Annotated in this window: 16 protein-coding genes; 3 read left to right on the forward strand and 13 right to left on the reverse strand. The window is 71.0% G+C overall.

Annotation, left to right across the window (positions count from 1 at the left end):
• Positions 1 to 289 precede the first annotated feature (289 nt).
• Together ACWC91_RS03850 and ACWC91_RS03855 are read left to right on the forward strand one after the other, a co-directional pair.
• Complete coding sequence (locus ACWC91_RS03850) at positions 290 to 817, forward strand: universal stress protein (protein WP_225075279.1); 528 nt, start codon at positions 290 to 292, stop codon at positions 815 to 817.
• Positions 818 to 967: 150 nt separating this feature from the next.
• Positions 968 to 1,534, forward strand: a complete 567-nt coding sequence (locus ACWC91_RS03855; protein ID WP_225075278.1) for a GPR1/FUN34/YaaH family transporter — start codon at positions 968 to 970, stop codon at positions 1,532 to 1,534.
• 177 nt (positions 1,535 to 1,711) lie between these two features.
• Here ACWC91_RS03855 and glmS read toward each other — a convergent pair whose 3' ends face one another.
• The 3 genes from glmS to ACWC91_RS03870 all read right to left on the reverse strand — a co-directional run bounded on the left by glmS (position 1,712) and on the right by ACWC91_RS03870 (position 4,809).
• Complete coding sequence (gene glmS, locus ACWC91_RS03860; RefSeq protein ID WP_225075277.1) at positions 1,712 to 3,529, reverse strand: glutamine--fructose-6-phosphate transaminase (isomerizing); 1,818 nt, start codon at positions 3,527 to 3,529, stop codon at positions 1,712 to 1,714.
• Between the two features lie 13 nt (positions 3,530 to 3,542).
• Positions 3,543 to 3,800 carry a hypothetical protein gene (locus ACWC91_RS03865; protein WP_225075276.1) on the reverse strand — a complete coding sequence of 86 codons (258 nt, stop codon included), beginning with the start codon at positions 3,798 to 3,800 and terminating at the stop codon, positions 3,543 to 3,545.
• A gap of 112 nt (positions 3,801 to 3,912) precedes the next feature.
• Complete coding sequence (locus tag ACWC91_RS03870; protein ID WP_225075275.1) at positions 3,913 to 4,809, reverse strand: DUF4429 domain-containing protein; 897 nt, start codon at positions 4,807 to 4,809, stop codon at positions 3,913 to 3,915.
• A gap of 125 nt (positions 4,810 to 4,934) precedes the next feature.
• Between ACWC91_RS03870 and ACWC91_RS03875 the strand changes: the two genes are divergently transcribed.
• The gene (locus tag ACWC91_RS03875; protein ID WP_450642790.1) at positions 4,935 to 6,524 is read left to right on the forward strand and encodes a beta-N-acetylhexosaminidase; all 1,590 of its coding nucleotides are present in this window, start codon (positions 4,935 to 4,937) and stop codon (positions 6,522 to 6,524) included.
• Positions 6,525 to 6,600: 76 nt separating this feature from the next.
• Here the strand turns inward: ACWC91_RS03875 and ACWC91_RS03880 are convergent, their stop codons facing one another.
• From ACWC91_RS03880 to ACWC91_RS03925, 10 genes are all read right to left on the reverse strand, one after another.
• The gene (locus ACWC91_RS03880) at positions 6,601 to 8,370 is read right to left on the reverse strand and encodes an IucA/IucC family protein (RefSeq protein WP_450642792.1); all 1,770 of its coding nucleotides are present in this window, start codon (positions 8,368 to 8,370) and stop codon (positions 6,601 to 6,603) included.
• Positions 8,367 to 8,897: a GNAT family N-acetyltransferase gene (locus ACWC91_RS03885; RefSeq protein WP_281155607.1), complete on the reverse strand. Its 531-nt coding sequence runs from the start codon at positions 8,895 to 8,897 to the stop codon at positions 8,367 to 8,369. Before ACWC91_RS03885 ends, ACWC91_RS03880 begins: the two co-directional genes overlap by 4 nt.
• On the reverse strand, positions 8,894 to 10,204 hold the full coding sequence (locus ACWC91_RS03890; protein WP_263637568.1) for a lysine N(6)-hydroxylase/L-ornithine N(5)-oxygenase family protein: 1,311 nt from the start codon (positions 10,202 to 10,204) through the stop codon (positions 8,894 to 8,896). Before ACWC91_RS03890 ends, ACWC91_RS03885 begins: the two co-directional genes overlap by 4 nt.
• Positions 10,188 to 11,630 carry a lysine decarboxylase DesA gene (desA, locus tag ACWC91_RS03895; protein ID WP_450642794.1) on the reverse strand — a complete coding sequence of 481 codons (1,443 nt, stop codon included), beginning with the start codon at positions 11,628 to 11,630 and terminating at the stop codon, positions 10,188 to 10,190. The genes ACWC91_RS03890 and desA overlap by 17 nt, the downstream gene beginning before the upstream one ends.
• Before the next feature lie 127 nt (positions 11,631 to 11,757).
• Positions 11,758 to 12,621: a siderophore-interacting protein gene (locus ACWC91_RS03900; RefSeq protein ID WP_450725786.1), complete on the reverse strand. Its 864-nt coding sequence runs from the start codon at positions 12,619 to 12,621 to the stop codon at positions 11,758 to 11,760.
• Between the two features lie 70 nt (positions 12,622 to 12,691).
• Entirely contained in the window at positions 12,692 to 13,741 is a 1,050-nt protein-coding gene (locus ACWC91_RS03905) for an ABC transporter substrate-binding protein (RefSeq protein ID WP_450644703.1), read from the reverse strand.
• Between the two features lie 134 nt (positions 13,742 to 13,875).
• Positions 13,876 to 15,036, reverse strand: a complete 1,161-nt coding sequence (locus tag ACWC91_RS03910; protein WP_225075268.1) for an acyl-CoA dehydrogenase family protein — start codon at positions 15,034 to 15,036, stop codon at positions 13,876 to 13,878.
• Between the two features lie 6 nt (positions 15,037 to 15,042).
• The gene (locus tag ACWC91_RS03915) at positions 15,043 to 16,011 is read right to left on the reverse strand and encodes a hydroxymethylglutaryl-CoA lyase (protein WP_225075267.1); all 969 of its coding nucleotides are present in this window, start codon (positions 16,009 to 16,011) and stop codon (positions 15,043 to 15,045) included.
• A complete protein-coding gene (locus ACWC91_RS03920; protein WP_450644707.1) occupies positions 16,008 to 17,945 on the reverse strand; it encodes an ATP-binding protein in 1,938 nt (645 codons plus the stop codon). Before ACWC91_RS03920 ends, ACWC91_RS03915 begins: the two co-directional genes overlap by 4 nt.
• Positions 17,946 to 17,962: 17 nt before the next feature.
• The gene (locus tag ACWC91_RS03925) at positions 17,963 to 19,579 is read right to left on the reverse strand and encodes a carboxyl transferase domain-containing protein (RefSeq protein WP_450725788.1); all 1,617 of its coding nucleotides are present in this window, start codon (positions 19,577 to 19,579) and stop codon (positions 17,963 to 17,965) included.
• Between the last annotated feature and the right edge of the window lie 66 nt (positions 19,580 to 19,645).

Consider the following 19,645-nt stretch of genomic DNA (forward strand, 5'->3'; position numbering starts at 1 on the left):
CGGCCGTACGGCACCCCGCCCGACCCCCGGGTGGCGCCCCGCCGTTACCGTGATCCCGCCCGTCCCGGAAGGTGAATCCCGCACAAACCGCCTGTACGGGGCACCAACCATTGCCTTACGGGCGTGGCTCGTGCATGCTCCGGTGAACCGCCACGGAGAGTGCGCGGGATCTGGGCTAAGGAGGCGTGCCGCCGTACCCTTGGGGGTACGGGGACGGGAAGACCATTCCCGGACACAGCTTCGCCGCAGACTGTCGTCCCCGACAAAGGATCACATCGCCGAGACAGCCATGGCCGGTCACGAATTCTTCGAACCCGCGGACCGCAAGCGACCGCTCGCCGACCCCACGGCGGCCGATCCCCTGGCGGCGGAAGAGTCACGCCATCCCTGCGATCCGGCGTTCAAGCACGGCGTCGTCGTCGGCTTCGACGGATCCACCTCCAGTGAGCGCGCCCTCGCCTACGCGATCGGCATGGCGCTGCGCACCCACTCGGGGCTGATCATCGTGCACGTCGCCAACCGGCTGCCCACCACGGTGTGGGCGGGCTGCGAGCCCCCCGTCTTCGTGGACGTGCCGGACCACCGCACCGAGGTCCTCGGCCTCGAACTCGCCTGTGCGGAGTACCTGGCGGAGGTGCCCTGGATCCTCGTCGAGCGCGGCGGCGACATCTGCCACGAACTCGAAGAGGTGGGCAAGGAGTACGAGGCGGACGCGATCGTCGTCGGCTCCACGCACGGGCTCGTGGGGCGCCTGTTCGGCTCGGTCGCGGGCCGGCTCGCCAAGCGCGCGCGGCGGCCGGTCGTCGTCATTCCTTAGCCGGTTCCGACCCGGCCGGGCTCACGTCGGCCAACTTCCCTTTCCAGCCAGGTGCTTTCCGTAAGCTACTCGCACGTAGAGGTGTTTGTGCCCTTGTGAAGGGCATATACCGGTCACCGCACAACTGCGCAGGCATGAAGGGAGCTTGCCGTGGCCAACGACGTCTCTGCGGGAAGCACCACGACCACCATCCTCGGCCGACTCGCCCTCGGTGTCACCCTGCTGGCCTTCGGCCTCGGGTACACCGAAGTCATCAACGGAGTGACGGCGAACGACTCGGTGACACTCGCTCACTATGTGGGCGGCGTCGCGCTGTTCGTCGCCGGACTGCTGGCCTTCCGCGATCGCGACACCGCGACCGGTACGGCCTACTGCGCGCTCGGCGCCCTCTGGTTCACCTGGGCCGTCTCGGCGGGCGGCCAGGTCTCCGGCAACGGCGCGGGGCTCTTCCTGCTCCTGTTCGCCCTCGTGGCCCTGACGTTGACGCTCGCCGGCGGCGACGTGCTCGGACAGGGCACCTACGGGCTGTTCTTCGTCTCCCTGGTGCTGCTCGCCATCGCGCTCTTCGCCGACAACGGCGGCCTGGCGAAGGTGGGCGGCTGGTTCGCCGTGGCGGCGGGAGCCGTCGCCTGGTACGCGGCCACGGCGGCGCTCGCCCACTGGCCCACGGAACTTCCGCGACGCGCTGCCGGCCGGGGGGTGACGGCCACCGGTTAGCCGCGCGGGCTGGGGGGTTGGGATACTCCCCGGCGATGGAGACGGACCCCCGCGTGATGGGTGGCACACGCGGGGGTCCGGTCTGTTGTTCTGCCTGTGAGGGTGCGTGGGGGCTGGTCGCGCCCCCACAGCGGAGCCGCATGTCGATGCAGCCCCGGGCCCCTTTGGGGCGCTCTGCTACTCCACCGTCACCGACTTGGCCAGGTTGCGGGGCTTGTCGATGTCCCGGCCCAGGGCCAACGCCGTGTGGTAGGCGAGGAGTTGGAGGGGGATGCCCATGAGGATCGGGTCCAGCTCGTCCTCGTTCTTGGGCACGACGATCGTCTGGTCGGCCTTCTCCTGCTCCTGGTGGGCGACGGCGAGGATCCGGCCGCTGCGGGCCTTGATCTCCTCCATGGCCGCGCGGTTCTTCTCCAGCAGGTCGTCGTCCGGCACGATCGCCACCGTCGGCAGGGCGGGCTCGATCAGGGCCAGCGGGCCGTGCTTGAGCTCGGAGGCCGGGTAGGCCTCGGCGTGGATGTAGGAGACCTCCTTGAGCTTCAGGGAGGCCTCACGGGCCACCGGGTAGCCCCGGACCCGGCCGATGAAGAGCATCGAGCGGGCGTCGGCGTAGTCCCGGGCCAGCCGCTCGATCTCCTCCTCCTGCTTCATGATCTCGGAGATCTGCGCCGGCAGCCTGCGCAGGCCCTCGATGATCCGCTTGCCGTCGCGCACCGACAGGTCGCGGATGCGGCCCAGGTGCAGGGCGAGCAGCGCGAAGGCGACGCAGGTGTTGGTGAAGCACTTGGTGGACACCACGCAGACCTCGGGCCCGGCGTGCACGTAGATGCCGCCGTCCGCCTCGCGGGCGATGGCGGAGCCCACCACGTTGACGACGCCGAGCACTCGCGCGCCCTTGCGCTTGAGCTCCTGCACGGCCGCCAGCACGTCGTACGTCTCACCGGACTGGGAGACCGCGATGTACAGCGTGTCGGGGTCGACCACCGCGTTGCGGTAGCGGAACTCGGAGGCCGGCTCGGCGTCGGCGGGGATGCGGGCCAGCTCCTCGATCATCTGGGCGCCGATCATGCCCGCGTGGTAGGAGGTGCCGCAGCCGAGGATCTTGACCCGGCGCACCGCGCGCGCCTCGCGCGCGTCGAGGTTGATGCCGCCGAGGTGCACGGTGGCGAACCGGTCGTCGATCCGGCCGCGCAGCACCCGGTCCACGGCCTCGGCCTGCTCGTGGATCTCCTTGTGCATGTAGGTGTCGTGGCCGCCCATGTCGTAGGAGGCGGCCTCCCACTCCACGGTGGTCGGCTCGGCGGTGGTGCGGGTGCCCTCGGTGGTGTACGTACGGAAGTCGTCGGCCTTGAGGGTGGCCATCTCGCCGTCGTCGAGGGTGACTATCTGGCGGGTGTGGGTGACCAGCGCGGCGATGTCGGAGGCGACGAACATCTCCTTCTCGCCGATGCCGAGCACGACCGGCGAGCCGTTGCGGGCCACCACGATGCGGTCGTTGAAGTCGGCGTGCAGGACGGCGATGCCGTAGGTGCCCTCGACCTGGCGGACGGCGGCGCGGACCCTCTCCTCCAGCGTCTCGGCCTCGGAGCGGGCGATGAGGTGGGTGAGCACCTCGGTGTCGGTCTCGGAGAGGAACTCCACGCCCTCCGCCTGGAGCTTGCGGCGCAGGTCGGAGGCGTTGTCGATGATGCCGTTGTGCACGACGGCGACCTTGTTGTCGGCCGACATGTGCGGGTGGGCGTTCACGTCGGAGGGGGCGCCGTGGGTGGCCCAGCGGGTGTGGGCGATGCCGGTGGTGCCCTTGAAGCGAGCCGGGACCTTGGCCTCCAGGTCGCGGACCCGGCCCTTGGCCTTGACCATCTTCAGGCCGGCCGTCTTCGGCGAGGTGACGGCGATGCCCGCGGAGTCGTAGCCGCGGTACTCCAGGCGCTGAAGGCCTTCCAGGAGCAGGGGGGCGACGTCACGCTTGCCGATGTATCCGACGATTCCGCACATGTACAGGTATCCCTCAGCCGTAGACGATCCGGCGCAGCTGCCGGAGGGAGAGTTCCGGCGGTGCCACCGCCCGGTATTTCAGGTCCGCCAGGATCCGTTCGAAGATCTCCGCGTTCACCAGGCCCTGGGCCTGGAGCTCGCGGTGGCGGCGACGGACGAACTCCTCGGTCGTCTCGTCGAAGTAGGCGAGCACGTCCTGGACCACCCGCAGCGCCTCGCCCCGGTTCAGGGGCGTGGACCGCGTCAGGTGATCAAGAAGTTCGTCGTGCACCCGGTGGATTCTGGAGTAAGGGGCGGGCTTTCGCAAGAAACCTGCCCGATTTCGGGCAGGGGGTGTCGGTGGGATCGTAGGGGTGAGGTGGCTGTGGCGTCCGGAGCGGTTCTCACATGCGTCTGAGGACCGCCTGCTTGGCCAGGGTGAACTCCTCGTCCGTGAGCACTCCCGTGCGGTGCAGTTCGCCCAGCTCGCGCAGCCGCCGCAGCAGGGCGTCGTGGTCCTCCCCGTCCCCGTCCGCGCCCCGGTCGGGGACCGCGGTCTCCACCGCGGCGGGCCCGCCGTCCACGGCCGCGTCCAATGGTGCGGCCGGATGCGGCAGCCGGGCCTGCACGGCCGCCGCGACCAGCGCCATCAGCGGGTCCTTCTTGAAACCCCACAGTTCCACGGCGTTCGGGTCGTGCTTGGGCGGGACGCCGGCGGGCGCGCCCCGCACGGTGAGGCGCAGGAAGCCGTTCTCCAGCCCGGCGGCGGGCAGCCACTCCACCGCGGTGATGTCGGCGAGCGCTATCGTGCGGGCCCCGCCCGCGGCCTTGGCGTCCTCCGTCTTCCAGTTCCACTCCAGACGCACCCGCTCGCCGTCGAAGCTCGCCGTACCGTCCCCGGCCGACACCGAGAGCGGCAGCGCGGGACCGGGCAGCAGGTACTCCGTCACCGGGACCGGGGGCACCTGCTCCAGCCGCAGGGCGTCACGGACCACGTCCACGAAGTATTCGGCGACCCCGTAGCGCTCGGACTCGACCAGCAGCTGATAGGGGTCGTGGGGCTCGGTCAGCCGGCCCGCGGTCGCGTGCAGCAGTGGATCGGCGCCGTCGCGCAACCGCAGCCTGAGCCGCCCGGACCGCTTGCCCTGCTCGAACGAAACGCCCGCCAGAGCGGCGAGCGGTACGCGGATCTCACCCAGGGTCCGGCGCAGCAGACCGACGTTCTTGTCCCGTCCCGGGGTCAGTCTCAGGGCGTCGCCGTCCAGGACCCACGTGCCGTCGCTCTGGATGATTTCCGTCATGGGGAGATTGTTTCACCCCATCTGCGAGAGAGTGGTCTATACCGTCGGGGCTCATGGAGTCCCCGAGCCGAACGAAGGGAGCGCATGTGAGACGGCACCACAGCACGACTCCCCGCAGAATCCGGATGCCCAGGACGAGCCGGGCCCTGGGCGCGCTGCTGCTCGCCGCGGCCGCCGGAGCCTTCACCGTGGGCGCCGCGCCCGCCGGGAAGGCGGCGCCCGCGGCGGCCGCGACGCCGCTGGGCCAGGTGGTCCCGGCCCCCGCCTCCGTCCAGGCGGGCGGATCCCCGTACCGCATCACGGCGGGCACCCGCATCCGCGTCGACGTCTCCCGTGGGGCGCGCAAGGTGGGCGAGTACCTCGCGGACGTCCTGCGGCCCTCCACCGGCTACCGCCTGCCGCTGACCACACAGGGCCAGGGCGGCATTCGGCTCCGGCTGGCCAAGGGGTCGTACGGCGCCGAGGGCTACCGGCTGGACAGCGCGGCGAGCGGGGTGACGATCACCGCCGGGGAGCCGGCCGGCCTCTTCCACGGTGTGCAGACCCTGCGGCAGCTGCTGCCCCCGGTCGTCGAGAAGAAGTCCGTGCAGCCGGGCCCGTGGCTGGTCGCCGGCGGCACCATCAAGGACAGCCCGCGCTACGCCTACCGGGGCGCCATGCTCGACGTCTCCCGGCACTTCTTCACCGTCACGCAGGTCAAGCGCTACATCGACGAACTCGCCCTCTACAAGATCAACAAACTGCATCTGCACCTGAGCGACGACCAGGGCTGGCGCATCGCCATCGACTCCTGGCCGCGCCTGGCGACCCACGGCGGTTCCACGCAGGTCGGCGGCGGCGAGGGCGGCCACTACACCAAGGCCGACTACAAGGAGATCGTCCGCTACGCGGCCTCCCGCCATCTGGAGGTCGTGCCCGAGATCGACATGCCCGGCCACACCAACGCGGCCCTCTCCTCCTACGCGGAGCTGAACTGCGACGGCGTGGCACCGCCGCTGTACACCGGCACCAACGTCGGGTTCAGCTCGCTGTGCGTGTCCAAGGACGTCACGTACGACTTCGTGGACGACGTCATCCGCGAGCTGGCCGCCCTCACCCCCGGCCGCTACCTGCACATCGGCGGCGACGAGGCGCACTCCACGAGCCATGACGACTACGTGAAGTTCATGAACCGGGTGCAGCCGATCGTCGCCAAGTACGGCAAGACGGTGATCGGCTGGCACCAGCTGACCGGCACCACCCCGGCCAAGGGCGCGCTCGCCCAGTACTGGGGCCTGGACTCCACCAGCGCCGCGGAGAAGGCCCAGGTCGCCCAGGCCGCGCAGAACGGCACCGGGCTGATCCTGTCCCCGGCCGACCGGGTGTACCTCGACATGAAGTACACCAAGGACACCCCGCTCGGACTGGCCTGGGCCGGCTACGTCGAGGTGCAGCGGTCCTACGACTGGGACCCGGGCAGCTACCTGCCCGGCGCGCCCGCCTCAGCGGTGCGCGGTGTCGAGGCCCCGCTGTGGTCGGAGACCCTGTCCACCTCCGCGCACATCGACGCCATGGCCTTCCCCCGGCTGCCCGGCGTCGCCGAACTCGGCTGGTCGCCCGCGGCCACGCACGACTGGAACACCTACAGGACGCGCCTGGCGGCCCAGGCGCCGCGCTGGGACGCGCTCGGGATCGGGTACTACCGCTCCCCGCAGGTGCCCTGGCCCGCACAGTAGGAACAGCGGGGGGACAAACGACGACGGGCACCCCGGAGGACCGTACTCCGGGGTGCCCGTCCGTCCGCGCCGGGGCTCACCGCCCCGCGAGGGGGTTCCGCAGGGTCCCGACCAGCTGGAGCGCCCCGGAGGGGTCCGCGAGGTCCACCATCTGCCGGTTGTCGCGCAGTTGGAGCCGGTTGAGGCAGGACAGCGCGAACTCGGGGGCGAACAGGTCGTACTGCCGGAACTTCCAGGCGAGTTCGGGCACCGACTCCTGGTACTCGCGGACCGCCTCGGCGACCGTCCGCCAGAAGCCGTCCTCCTCCAGGATGCCCTCGGTGGCGAGGCCCGCGGCCAGGAAGCGGAAGAAGCAGTCGAAGACGTCCGTGAAGAGGGACAGCAGCTTCTGGTCGTCCGGGACCTCCACCCGGATCCGCCGTACCTGGGGCGGCAGCGCGGCGTCCGGGTCCAGCACCGCGATCTCCTCGGCGATGTCCTTGAAGACCGCCCGCCGCACCTCGCCGTCCTCCAGCACCAGGATCACGTTCTCGCCGTGCGGCATGAACACCAGGTCGTAGGCGTAGAAGCTGTGCAGGAGAGGGGTGAGGTAGGCGCGCAGGTAGCCGCGCAGCCACTGCGTCGGGGACAGTCCGGAGCGCTCGATCAGCGCACGCGCGAAGGACGCCCCCTCGTGGTCCACGTGCAGCAGCGAGGCCATGGTGGCCAGGGACTCGCCGTCCCGCAGTGAGGGCACCGGGCTCTCGCGCCACAGCGCGGCCAGCATCTTCCGGTACGGCGAGTAGCGGTCCGTCGCCTCCTCGTACTCCAGGTGCCGGTAGCCGACGGCCGCCCGCTCGCGGATGATCGTCAGGCCGGTCGACTTCAGCACCGGGTCGTCGGCGATGAGCTGGGCCAGCCAGTCGTTGATGGCCGGGGTGGCCTCCATGTAGGCGGCCGACAGTCCGCGCATGAAGCCCATGTTGAGCACGGACAGCGCGGTCTTGACGTAGTGCCGGTGCGGGTTCGTCCGGTTGAAGAAGGTCCGGATGGACTGCTGGGCCAGGTACTCGTCGTCGCCCTCGCCCAGGCAGACCAGGTGCCGGCGGGCGATCTCGGCGGCGAAGGTGACGGTGAGCTTGTTCCACCACTGCCAGGGGTGGACGGGGATGAGCAGGTAGTCGGCGGGGTCGAGGCCCTGGCCGGTGAGGCGGGCGTGGAAGCGCTCGACGGTCTCCGCGCCCAGCTCCTCGCGCAGGAAGGCCTCGTAGCCGATGCCGACGCCCGCCGTGAAAGCCGCCCGTGAGCGGTGCGCGGCCAGCCACACCAGCCGGACGGGGCTCGCGGTCTCGGGGGCGTACGACAGGTACTCGTGGCCCCCGAAGCCGAGCCGCCCGTTGTTGGCGACGAAGCAGGGGTGGCCCTCGGTCATGCCGCTCTCGATGTCCTGGAAGGAGCCCTTCGCCAGCTCGGCCGAGGTGAGCCGCGGCTTGGCGAGCTTGTAGCAGGTGCTCGCCAGGGTGGAGGAGATCTCCTCCAGGTAGACCGGGAGGATCTCGTCGCTCAGCCCCAGCGACGCCTTGAACTCGATGAAGAAGTCCAGTGCGGCGAGCGGCAGTTCGGTGCCGTCGCGGTCGCGGGCGATCGAGTCCGGGTCCACCTGCCAGTGGTCGAGGGCGTGGCGGACGGCGGTGAAGCGGTAGCGGGTGAGGCCGTCGTCGGTGTGGACGGCCCAGTGGTCTCCGTCAGGCCGGGGAGCGAGCAGCCGCTCGTGCGTGAACTCGGCGAGCGCCTTGCGTATGAGCAGGCGGTTGGCGCTCTCCCAGCGCTCCGGGGAGAGGTGGGACACGGCGTCGGCGAGGGTCATGCCGTCACCCCTGTCGCCGCGGTGAACTGCTCCCGGGTGCAGAAGCTCAGCAACGCCGTCTTCTCTGGTTTGTTGATCTCGCGCTCCGGCACGAATCCGACGGCCGTGTTCAGTCTCTGCACGGCCTTGTTGCGCACGTCGGGCTCCACCACGACCCGGCGCGTCGACGGATCCTCGAACAGGTGCCGCAGCACGGCGGTGAGCACGGCCCGGGTGAACCCGTGCACCGGCGTGTCGGTCGGCGCGACCAGGAAGTGCATGCCGACGTCGCCCGGTTCCGGCTCGTACAGCCCCACCAGCTCGCGATGGGCCGGGTCGTACCTCTCCATCAGGAAGGCGGGCTCGCCGTCGTGCAGGCCGAGGAAGGCGTCGTGGTGGCGGTCGGCGGCGATCTCCATGTAGGCGCGCTCGACGTCCGTGAGCTTCGCGTCCTGCATCATCCAGAACGCCGCCTTGGGATGGGTGACCCAGCCGTGCAGCAGCTCGGCGTCCTTCAGCGGGTCGAGCGGACGGATCGTGAAGGTCATGCGGCGAACTCCTGGAAGGCGATGGTCTTCTCGACCGGGTAGTGCTCGGTGCCGAGCAGCTCGCGGATGATGCAGCTGTTGCGGTACGCGCCCATGCCCAGGTCGGGGCTGGTGACGCTGTGGGTGTGCACGCCGGCGTTCTGGAGGAAGACGCCCCGGCCGGTGACGTCGATCGCGTAGTTGCGGCCGATGTCGTGGTTGCCGTGGGAGTCGTAGCGCAGCCGGTCCCGGATCGGCTTCAGGAACTCCGGTTCGGCGTACCGGTAGCCGGTGGCCAGGACCAGGCCCTCGGAGCGCAGCTCGAAGTCCTTCCCCTGTTCCTCCTGGCGGAAGGTGAGGGTGTACGCGCCGTCGTGGTGGGTCGCGTCGGTGAGCGTGGAGTTGGTGAGCAGTCGGGTGGGGACCGGGCCACCGAGGTTCTTCTGGTAGAGCAGGTCGAAGATGTCGTCGATCAGGGTGCCGTCGATGCCCTTGAACAGCCCCTTCTGCTGCTCGGTGAGGCGGTAGCGGGTCTCCTCCGGCAGCGCGTGGTAGTAGTCGATGTACTCCGGGGAGGTCATCTCCAGCGTGAGCTTGGTGTACTCCAGCGGGAAGAAGCGCGGGGAGCGGGTGACCCAGTTCAGCCGGTAGCCGTGGACGTCGATCTCGCCGAGCAGGTCGTAGTAGATCTCGGCGGCGGACTGGCCGCTGCCCACCAGCGTGATCGACTCCTTGCGCTGGAGCGCCGCCTTGTGCTCCAGATAGCGGGAGTTGTGCAGGTGGTCGCCGGGCAGCTCACGGCAGGCCTCGGGAAGGTACGGGGGCGTGCCCGTGCCGAGCACCAGCCGGCGGGCGCGGTACGCGGCTCCGGTGTGCGTCCGCACGGTGTACAGCTCGTCGCCCTCGTCGTACGTCACCTCGGTGACCGTCGTGCCGAAGCGGACGCTGCTCAGCCGGGAGGCCGCCCAGCGGCAGTAGTCGTCGTACTCGACGCGCAGCGGGTAGAAGTTCTCCCGGATGTAGAACGAGTACAGACGGCCCTTCTCCTTCAGGTAGTTGAGGAAGGAGAACGGGGAGGTCGGGTCGGCCAGGGTGACCAGGTCCGACATGAACGGGGTCTGGAGGTGGGCGCCGTCGAGGAACATTCCCGAGTGCCACTCGAAGCCGGGCTTGGACTCCAGGAAGACGCCGTTCAGTTCGGCGATCGGCTCGGTGAGGCAGGCCAGGCCGAGGTTGAAGGGGCCCAGGCCGATGCCCACGAAGTCGTAGGCGGTCTGGGGCCGTTCCGGGGCCTCGGGGGCTTCGGTCGCTTCAGGACGCGCGGTCAAGGGACTCTCCCAGGTACTGCTCGGCGTGGCCGGCGATCAGGTCGAGGACGGCGGTGAGGTCGTCGGTGGTGGTCTCGGGGTTGAGCAGGGTGAACTTCAGGTAGTGGCGGCCGGCGACCTTGGTGCCCGCGACGGCCGCGGCGCCGGAGGCGAACAGGGCCTTGCGGGCGTAGAGGTTGGCGCGGTCGATCTCGGCCGGGTCGGTGACGGCCGCCGGGATGTAGCGGAAGACCAGGGTGGACAGCGCCGGCTCGACGACGACGTCGAAGCGCGGGTCGGAGGCGAGCAGTTTCCAGCCCGCGGCGGCCAGGTCGCACACCTCGTCGAAGAGCTGTCCGACGCCGTCGGCGCCCATCACCCGCAGGGTCATCCACAGTTTGAGGGCGTCGAAGCGGCGCGTGGTCTGGAGGGACTTGTCGACCTGGTTGGGGATGCGCTCGGTCACCGCGCGACGCGGGTTGAGGTAGTCCGCGTGATAGGTGGCGTGCCGCAGGACCGAGGCGTCCCGGACCAGCACGGCGGAGGAACTCACCGGCTGGAAGAAGGACTTGTGGTAGTCGACGGTGACCGAGTCGGCGCGTTCGATGCCGGCGAGCAGGTCGCGCCGGGTGGGGGAGACCAGCAGGCCGCAGCCGTAGGCCGCGTCGACGTGCAGCCAGGTGCCGAACCGCTCGCACAGTTCCGCGATCCCGGGCAGCGGGTCGACGGAGCCGAAGTCGGTGGTGCCGGCGGTGGCGACCACGGCCATCGGGACCAGCCCGTCGCGGCGGCAGCGCTCCAGCTCGTGGGCGAGCGTGAGGGTCTGCATGCGCTGGTCGTGGTCGACGGGGACACAGACCACCGACTCGGGGCCCAGGCCGAGCAGTCGGGCTGACTTCCGCACGCTGAAGTGGCTTGCCTCGGAGGTGAGGATCCGCAGCTTGGAGAGGGCGTCGCTCTTGGCCTCCTCACGGGCCAGCAGCAGCGCCTGGAGGTTGGACTGGGTGCCGCCGGAGGTGAACACGCCGTCGGCGTCGGGGCCGAGGCCGATGCGGGCGGCCGTCCAGTCGATGAGCTTGCGCTCGATCAGGGTGCCGCCCGCCGACTGGTCCCAGGTGTCGAGGGAGGAGTTGACGGCGGACAGGATGGCCTCGCCGAGCACCGCCGGGATGACGACCGGACAGTTGAGGTGGGCGAGGTAGCGGGGGTGGTGGAAGTAGACGGCGTCCTGGAGGTAGACCTCCTCCAGCTCGTCGAGGGCCGCCGTGGTGTCGTTCAGGGGCCGGTCGAGGTCGATCCGCTCGATGCGGGGGGCGAGGGCGTCGGCGGTCACGCCCGTGAACGGCCGGTCGGTGGTGGCCAGTCGGGCGGCCACCCGCTCCACTCCTTCTTTCACGGACCGGCGGTAGTGCTCCGCGGTCAGGTCGTTGAGCAGGTGTGAGCGCATGTGGGGGGTCCTCCGGTGGGTGGGGACGGTCCGAGCGGGACGGGAAGGCAGCGCCGTTCGCAGGCCCGGCTTAGGTTAGCCTAACCTAAGTTGATCTAGGTCGGGTGTTGCCCCGCCGTGACCGGTGTCACTCCTGCGCGCGCAACTGCTCCTCGCTCAGACCGTGCCGCCAGTAGCCCACGAAGGTGACGCGGCGCCGGTCGGTCCCGCGCTCGCCGACGAAGTGCCGGCGCAGCGCCCGGACGCACCCGGACTCGCCCGCAAGCCAGACGTAGGGCCGCGCGCCGGCCGGGAACCGGATGCCGCGCAGGGCGTCGAGCGCCATCGGGGGCCCCTCCGGGCGGCCCGGTTCGCGCACCAGCCAGGTGACCTCGGCGTCGGCGTCGGTCACCACGTCCTGGATGTCGCCCGTGTGCCACACCTCCAGCCAGGCGCGCACCCGCGTGCCGGCCGGCAGGGACTCCAGGATCGCGGTCGCCGCGGGCACGGCGGTCTCGTCGCCCCACATCACCACCAGATCGGTGTCCTCGGGCGGGCGGAAGCGGATCGCCCGGTTGTCCGCGACCGCCGGACCGAGCAGCAGGACGCGGTCGCCCGCAGTGGCGCGGGCGGCCCAGCGGGCGGCGGGGCCGGCGGGCACCGCGGCGCCGGGCTCCATGCCGTGCAGGGCGAAGTCGATGTCGATCTCGTCGGGCCCGTCGGGTCCGCGGCGCAGGGACCGCAGGGTGTACGAGCGCATCACCGCCCGTACGTCGCCGGGGAGGTCGCGCCAGCCCTGCCACCATCCGTCCCCGAGTTCGAGCGGCACCACCGGCTCGGTCTGGCCCGGGTGCGGCAGGAACAGGGAGAGGGACTGGTCGAGTCCGTCGGAGTGGAAGGCGATCAGATCGGGCCCGGCGAAGGTGACCCGGACGAGAGACGGGCCGAGCCGCCTCGTCCGTACGACCTGGAGGGAGAAGAAACGGAACGGGGCGGCCACGGCCGTCGTCATGGGTGCTCCTGAGTCATCGTCAGGGTGCTTGTGTGTGGGGGGTGGTGCGTGCGCGGGGGCACGGGTCGGGTCAGGCGACCTTCTTCGCCGTCTCGATGGCCTTCGCGAGGTCCTCGAGCAGCGGGGCGCACTTGTCGTACGACAGGATCGGCTCGGGGTTGCGGGCGATGACCTGCTTCGCCTTGACCGCGGGCAGCTTCTTCCAGGTGCCCTGGGTGATGTCGGCGGGCTGGATCGCCGAGGTGCGGTTGTCCATCATGATGATGTCCGCCGCGTACTTGTTGGCGTTCTCCCAGCTCAGGGACTCGTACCAGCCGCCGCCCTGCTTCTTGGCGCTCTCCGGGGGCTCGACGAAGTTCACGCCGAGGGCCTTGAAGTACTCCAGGTCGATGGAGAGGTTGGTGCCGGAGACGTAGAACAGGTCCTGGCTCGCGGAGCCCGCCAGCACCTTGATGTCCGGCTTCGACCGGGCGGCGGCGCGCAGCCGGACGGCCGCGTCCTCGAACCGCTTCCTGGCCTGCTTCACCTTGTCGCCGGTGACGTCCGCGCCGAGCGACTCGGCCAGCGCGAGCATGCGCTCCAGCGGCTCCGTCAGCTGCCGGTCGTATACGGAGATCCCCACGGTGGGGGCGCCGACGGCGAGGATCTTCTTCTTCGACTCCTCCGGGACGTACCAGAGGGTGCCCGCGTCGTCGAACATGGTGGAGACGAGCAGGTCGGGGGCGAGGGACGCGTACTTCTCGATGTTGAACTGGCCCCACTCGTTGCCGAGCACCGTCACCTTGCTGACGTCCATGTCGCCGGCCTGCACATCGGCCTTGCCGTCCTTGGTCGTCGTCGGGCCGAAGACGCCCTCGACCCGGACGCCGTAGTCGTGCAGCGCGGCGGCGACCCCGACGAAGGCGACGATCCGCGAGGGGGTCTTGTCGGTCTTCACGGTCTGCCCGCGGTCGTCCTTGAAGGCCCAGGGGCCGGACGCGCCGGCCGCCGACTTGCCGCCCGAGCCGCCGCCTTTCGCGTCGCCGTCACCACAGGCTGCGAGTACGGCGCCGAGGCCGAGGGCGCCGCCCGCGGCGAGGATGCCGCGGCGGGAGAGATGGGTGGCACGGGCGTTGGGCATGGGTGTGACTGCTTTCGAACGGGGCGGAGCGCCCGCCGGACAGGTTCGAAGGTAGGTTAGCCTAACCTCAGTTCCTGTCCAGGGGGCGGGTCGCCGCGTCCGTGCCGGTCGGCGGCCCGTGCGCCGGCGGGGTGTCAGCTCGTCAGGCCCAGCTCCCTCGCGATCAGCATCCGCTGCACCTCGCTCGTGCCCTCGCCGATCTCCAGGATCTTGGAGTCGCGCCACATACGGGCCACCGGATACTCGTTCATGAAGCCGTAGCCGCCGTGGACCTGGGTGGCGTCGCGGGCGTTGTCGACGGCGATCGTCGAGGAGTAGAGCTTGGCGAGCGCGGCCTCCTTCTTGAAGGGCTCGCCGGCCACCAGCCGGTAGGCGGCGTCGCGCCAGGCCAGGCGGGAGGTGTGGGCCTTCATCTCCATGTCGGCGATCTTGAACTGGATGGCCTGGTTGGAGCCGATGGGCTTGCCGAAGGCGTGCCGCTCCTTGGCGTACTTCACCGACTCGTCCACACAGCCCTGGGCCAGCCCGGTCGCCAGCGCCGCGATGGCGATCCGGCCCTCGTCGAGGATCCGCAGGAACTGAGCGTAGCCGCGGCCCAGTTCGCCCAGCAGGTTCGCCGCCGGCACCCGGACGTCGGCGAAGGACAGCTCACGGGTGTCGGACGCGTTCCAGCCGACCTTCGAGTAGGCGGGCGCCACCGTGAAGCCGGGCGTGCCGGAGGGGACGATGATCGCGGAGATCTGCGGGCGCCCGTCGGGCTTGTGGCCGGTCACCGCGGTCACCGTCACCAACCCGGTGATGTCCGTACCCGAGTTGGTGATGAAGCACTTGGTGCCGTTGATCACCCACTCGTTGGTGTCCGGGTCCAGCCGGGCCGTCGTACGCGTCGCGCCCGCGTCCGAACCGCCGTCCGGCTCGGTGAGGCCGAAGGCGCCCAGAATCTCGCCGGAGCACAGCCGCGGCAGCCACTCGCGCTTCTGCTCCTCGGTGCCGAAGAGGTGGATCGGCATGGCGCCGAGCGAGACTCCGGCCTCCAGCGTGATGGCGACCGAGGAGTCCACCCGGGCCAGCTCCTCCAGCGCGATGCCCAGCGCCAGGTAGTCGCCGCCCATGCCGCCGTACTCCTCCGGGAACGGCAGCCCGAACAGGCCCATGCGGCCCATCTCCCGGACGATCTCGTACGGGAACTCGTGCCGCTCGTAGAAGTCGCCGATCTTCGGGGCGACGACGTCGTGGGCGAACTGCTCCACCGTACGGCGGAGTTCCTCCAGCTCGGGGGAGAGGCGGTGGTTCATCGTCGATCACTGCTCCTTGTGGGAGAGGGCACGGAGGGTGCGGGAGGGGCTGGGGCGGCCCAGCTGATCGGCCATCCACACGCTGGTGGCGGTCAGGCGGCCGAGGTCGACTCCGGTCTCGATGCCGAGACCCTGCAGCATCCACACGAGGTCCTCGGTGGCGAGGTTGCCGGTGGCGGACTTGGCGTACGGGCAGCCGCCGAGGCCGCCCGCGGAGGCGTCGACGGTGGTGACGCCGTGCTGGAGGGCGGCCAGGGTGTTGGCGAGGGCCTGGCCGTAGGTGTCGTGGAAGTGCACGCCGAGCGCGGAGGTCGGCACGTGCTGTTCGTTGAGCGTGGCCAGCAGCTCCAGGACGTGCCCCGGGGTGGCGACGCCGATCGTGTCCCCGAGGCTCAGCTCGTCGCAGCCCATGTCCAGCAGTGCCCTGCACACGTGGGCGACCTGGTGGAGCGGGACGGCGCCCTCCCAGGGGTCGCCGAAGCACATGGAGACGTAGCCGCGGACATGGGCGCCCTTCTCCTTCGCACGGGCCACGACGGGTTCGAAGACCGCGAGCGACTCCTCCACCGTGCGGTTGAGGTTGGCCTTGGCGAAGGACTCGGTGGCGCTGGCGAAGACGGCGATGCGGTCCGCCCCCAGGGCGAGCGCGCGCTCCAGCCCGCGCGCATTGGGCACGAGGACCGGCAGACGCACCCCCTTCAGATCCTTGACCTGGGCGAACAGCGCCTCCGCGTCCGCCAGTTGGGGTACCCACTTCGGGTGGACGAAGCTGGTGGCCTCCACGGTGGTCAGGCCCGCGTCGGCGAGGCGGCGGATGAACTCCGCCTTGACCTCGGTCGGCACGGTCGCCTTCTCGTTCTGCAGTCCGTCGCGCGGTCCGACCTCGTGGATCCTGATCCGCGCGGGCAGGTCGGGGGCCGGGACCACCATCGGGAGGCCGGTGTCCGACGTGCCCAAGCGGTCCGAGGTGCTCATGCCGTCTCCTCCTCCACGGGGGCGATGACCGCCAGGACCTGGTCCATGGCGACCGTCGTGCCCGGTGTGACGTCCAGCTCGGTGACGGTGCCGGCGTGCGGCGCGGAGATGACGTGCTCCATCTTCATCGCCTCGACGACCAGCAGGCTCTGCCCCGCGGCCACCTCGTCGCCGACCGCGACCTTCACCACCGTGACCGTGCCCGGCATGGGGGCGGTGAGCGAGTCGGCGCCGGAGTGGGCCGCGCGGCTGAGGGAGGCGGCCACCGGGTCGTGGTCGCGCACGTGCCAGGCGTCGCCGTCGCGGGCCAGCCAGTCGGCGGCGCGGTGGAAGGTGTGGCGGACGCCGTCGAGAGTGACGGACACCGTGTCGTCGGTGACCGTGTGGGTGCCGCGCACCTGGTGAGTGACGGGTTCGAGTCCCGCCGCTCGCAGCGGGAACGCCGTCGGCTTCGGCTCCCCGCCCAGCCGCCAGCCGCTCGGCACGGAGAACGGGTCGGTCCAGCCCCCGCCCTTCGGCCGCAGGTCCTCCAGCCGTACGGCCGCGGCGGCCTCGTAGACCTCCTCCGGCACCTCCGCGGGGATCAGCTCGTCCGCCACCCGCTCCACCAGCCCGGTGTCCAACTCGCCCGCCACCACGGCCGGGTGGGCCAGCAGCCGGCGCAGGAACCCGGCGTTGGTCTGCACCCCCAGCGTGACCGTCCCGGCGAGGGCCGCCCGCAGTTTCCTGAGCGCGGTGGCGCGGTCCGGGCCGTGGGCGATCACCTTGGACAGCATCGGGTCGTACAGGCTGCCGACCTCGGTGCCCTCGCTGAGCCCGGAGTCGGTGCGCACGCCGTCTCCCTCCGGCTCGCGCAGCCCGAGCACCGTGCCGCCCGAGGGCAGGAACCCGCGGGCCGGGTCCTCCGCGCACAGGCGGGCCTCGATCGCGTGACCGGTCAGCCGGACGTCCTCCTGGGCGAACGCCAGCGGCTCGCCCGCCGCCACCCGCAGCTGCCACTCCACCAGGTCCAGGCCCGTGATCAGCTCGGTGACCGGGTGCTCCACCTGGAGGCGGGTGTTCATCTCCATGAAGAAGTACGACGCCGGGTCCTTGCCGGGGACGATGAACTCCACCGTGCCCGCGCCCCGGTACCCGCAGGAGCGGGCCGCCTGGACCGCGGCCTCGCCCATCGCGGCCCGGGTCTCCTCGTCGAGGAGCACGCTCGGCGCCTCCTCGACGATCTTCTGATGGCGGCGCTGGAGGGAGCACTCGCGCTCGCCGAGGTGCACCACGTTGCCGTGGCCGTCGGCCAGGACCTGGATCTCGATGTGCCGGGGGCGGTCGACCCAGCGCTCGACCAGCAGGGTGTCGTCGCCGAAGGAGGCGCGGGCCTCACGGCGGGCGGCGGCGATCTCCTCGTCGATCAGGCCGGCGTCCCGCACCAGCCGCATGCCCTTGCCGCCGCCGCCGGCGGACGGCTTCAGCAGCACCGGCATGCCGATCCCGCGGGCGGCGTCGGCGAGCTGGGCGTCGGTGAGCCCGGAACCGCTGGAGCCGGGGACCACCGGCACCCCGGCGGCCTTCACCGTCTCCTTGGCGCGGATCTTGTCGCCCATGAGGGAGATCGCGTCGGCCGGAGGGCCGATGAAGACCAGCCCGGCCTCCTCGCAGGCGCGCGCGAACCCGGCGTTCTCCGCCAGGAAGCCGTACCCCGGGTGGACGGCCTGCGCGCCGGTGCGGGCGGCGGCCTCCAGGATCCGCTCGACGGACAGATAGCTCTCGGCCGCGGGCGCCGGGCCGATCCGGACCGCCGTGTCGGCCTCCCGGACGTGCCGGGCGCCGGCGTCGGCGTCGGAGAAGACGGCCACCGAGCGCACGCCGAGCGCGCGCAGCGTACGGATGACCCGGACGGCGATCTCGCCCCGATTGGCCACCAGAACCGTTTCGAACATGGTCACGAGGTCCCCCCTCACATCCGGAAGACGCCGAACTGGGGGTCACCCAGCGGGGCGTTGGCGCACGCGGTCAGGGCCAGGCCCAGCACCTGGCGGGTCTCCAGCGGGTCGATCACGCCGTCGTCCCAGAGGCGGGCGGTGGCGTAGTAGGCGTTGCCCTGGTGCTCGTACTGGGCGCGGATGGGGGCCTTGAAGGACTCCTCGTCCCGCTCGGGCCACTCCTCGCCGCGGGCTTCGAGCTGGTCCCGCTTGACGGTGGCGAGCACGGAGGCGGCCTGCTCGCCGCCCATGACGGAGATCTTGGCGTTCGGCCACATCCACAGGAAGCGGGGGGAGTAGGCCCGGCCGCACATGGAGTAGTTGCCCGCGCCGTACGAACCGCCGACCACGACGGTCAGCTTGGGCACGCGGGTGCAGGCGACCGCGGTGACCATCTTGGCGCCGTGCTTGGCGATGCCGCCCGCCTCGTAGTCCTTGCCCACCATGAAGCCCGAGATGTTCTGCAGGAACAGCAGCGGGATCCCGCGCTGGTCGCACAGCTCGATGAAGTGGGCGCCCTTCTGGGCGGACTCGGAGAACAGGATGCCGTTGTTGGCGACGATCCCGACCGGGTGGCCGTGGATCCGGGCGAAGCCGGTGACGAGGGTCTGCCCGAACTCGGCCTTGAACTCGGCGAAGCGGGAGCCGTCGACCACGCGCGCGATGATCTCGCGGACGTCGTAGGGGGTGCGGGGGTCGGCGGGCACCGCCCCGTACAGCCCGTGGGGGTCGATCTTGGGCTCGACCGCCTCGGTGACCTCCCAGGGCAGGGTGCCGCGCGCGGGGAGGGTCGCCACGATGTTCCGCACGATGCGCAGGGCGTGGGCGTCGTCCTCGGCGAGGTGGTCGGTGACGCCGGAGATCCGGGAGTGCACCTCGCCGCCGCCGAGCTCCTCGGCGGTCACGACCTCGCCGGTGGCCGCCTTCACCAGCGGCGGCCCGCCCAGGAAGATCGTGCCCTGGTTGCGGACGATCACGGCCTCGTCGCTCATCGCCGGGACGTAGGCCCCGCCGGCCGTGCAGGAGCCGAGGACGGCGGCGATCTGCGGGATCCCGGCGCCCGACAGCCGGGCCTGGTTGTAGAAGATCCGCCCGAAGTGCTCCCGGTCGGGGAAGACCTCGTCCTGCATGGGCAGGAAGGCGCCGCCGGAGTCGACCAGGTACAGGCAGGGCAGGCGGTTCTCCAGGGCCACCTCCTGGGCCCGCAGGTGCTTCTTCACCGTCATCGGGTAGTAGGTCCCGCCCTTGACGGTGGCGTCGTTGGCGACGATCACGCACTCGCGGCCGGCGACCCGTCCGATGCCGGCGATGACCCCGGCGGCCGGTGCCTGGCCGTCGTACATCCCGTCGGCGGCCAGCGGTGCCAGTTCCAGGAAGGGCGACCCGGCGTCGAGGAGGGTGTCCACGCGGTCGCGCGGCAGCAGCTTCCCGCGCGCGGTGTGCCGGGCGCGCGCCCTCTCGCCGCCGCCGAGCCGTGCGGCGGCGAGCTTGCCGCGCAGCTCCTCGGCGAGCGCGCGGTGTGCCTGCTCGTTGGCCCGCCAGGCCTCCGACGCGGGATCGGCCGCGCTCGTCAGCTCCGGTGCCTCGTGCATCCTTGCGGTCCCCTCACCCGGTGGTCGGTGCCCCCGGCTGTTAATGAGCGTTAACGCGTTTCCCTC

Source organism: Streptomyces sp. NPDC001204 (genome assembly GCF_053598035.1).

What these genes read in the sequence shown, in the direction of transcription:
- ACWC91_RS03925 (WP_450725788.1), bottom strand. Translation starts at nt 19,579, where the DNA reads ATGCACGAGGCACCGGAGCTGACGAGCGCGGCCGATCCCGCGTCGGAG.
- ACWC91_RS03910 (WP_225075268.1), bottom strand. Translation starts at nt 15,036, where the DNA reads ATGAACCACCGCCTCTCCCCCGAGCTGGAGGAACTCCGCCGTACGGTG.
- desA (WP_450642794.1), bottom strand. Translation starts at nt 11,630, where the DNA reads ATGCGCTCACACCTGCTCAACGACCTGACCGCGGAGCACTACCGCCGG.
- ACWC91_RS03900 (WP_450725786.1), bottom strand. Translation starts at nt 12,621, where the DNA reads ATGACGACGGCCGTGGCCGCCCCGTTCCGTTTCTTCTCCCTCCAGGTC.
- ACWC91_RS03870 (WP_225075275.1), bottom strand. Translation starts at nt 4,809, where the DNA reads ATGACGGAAATCATCCAGAGCGACGGCACGTGGGTCCTGGACGGCGAC.
- ACWC91_RS03885 (WP_281155607.1), bottom strand. Translation starts at nt 8,897, where the DNA reads ATGACCTTCACGATCCGTCCGCTCGACCCGCTGAAGGACGCCGAGCTG.
- ACWC91_RS03905 (WP_450644703.1), bottom strand. Translation starts at nt 13,741, where the DNA reads ATGCCCAACGCCCGTGCCACCCATCTCTCCCGCCGCGGCATCCTCGCC.
- ACWC91_RS03880 (WP_450642792.1), bottom strand. Translation starts at nt 8,370, where the DNA reads ATGACCCTCGCCGACGCCGTGTCCCACCTCTCCCCGGAGCGCTGGGAG.
- ACWC91_RS03850 (WP_225075279.1), top strand. Translation starts at nt 290, where the DNA reads ATGGCCGGTCACGAATTCTTCGAACCCGCGGACCGCAAGCGACCGCTC.
- ACWC91_RS03875 (WP_450642790.1), top strand. Translation starts at nt 4,935, where the DNA reads ATGCCCAGGACGAGCCGGGCCCTGGGCGCGCTGCTGCTCGCCGCGGCC.
- ACWC91_RS03915 (WP_225075267.1), bottom strand. Translation starts at nt 16,011, where the DNA reads ATGAGCACCTCGGACCGCTTGGGCACGTCGGACACCGGCCTCCCGATG.
- ACWC91_RS03920 (WP_450644707.1), bottom strand. Translation starts at nt 17,945, where the DNA reads ATGTTCGAAACGGTTCTGGTGGCCAATCGGGGCGAGATCGCCGTCCGG.
- glmS (WP_225075277.1), bottom strand. Translation starts at nt 3,529, where the DNA reads ATGTGCGGAATCGTCGGATACATCGGCAAGCGTGACGTCGCCCCCCTG.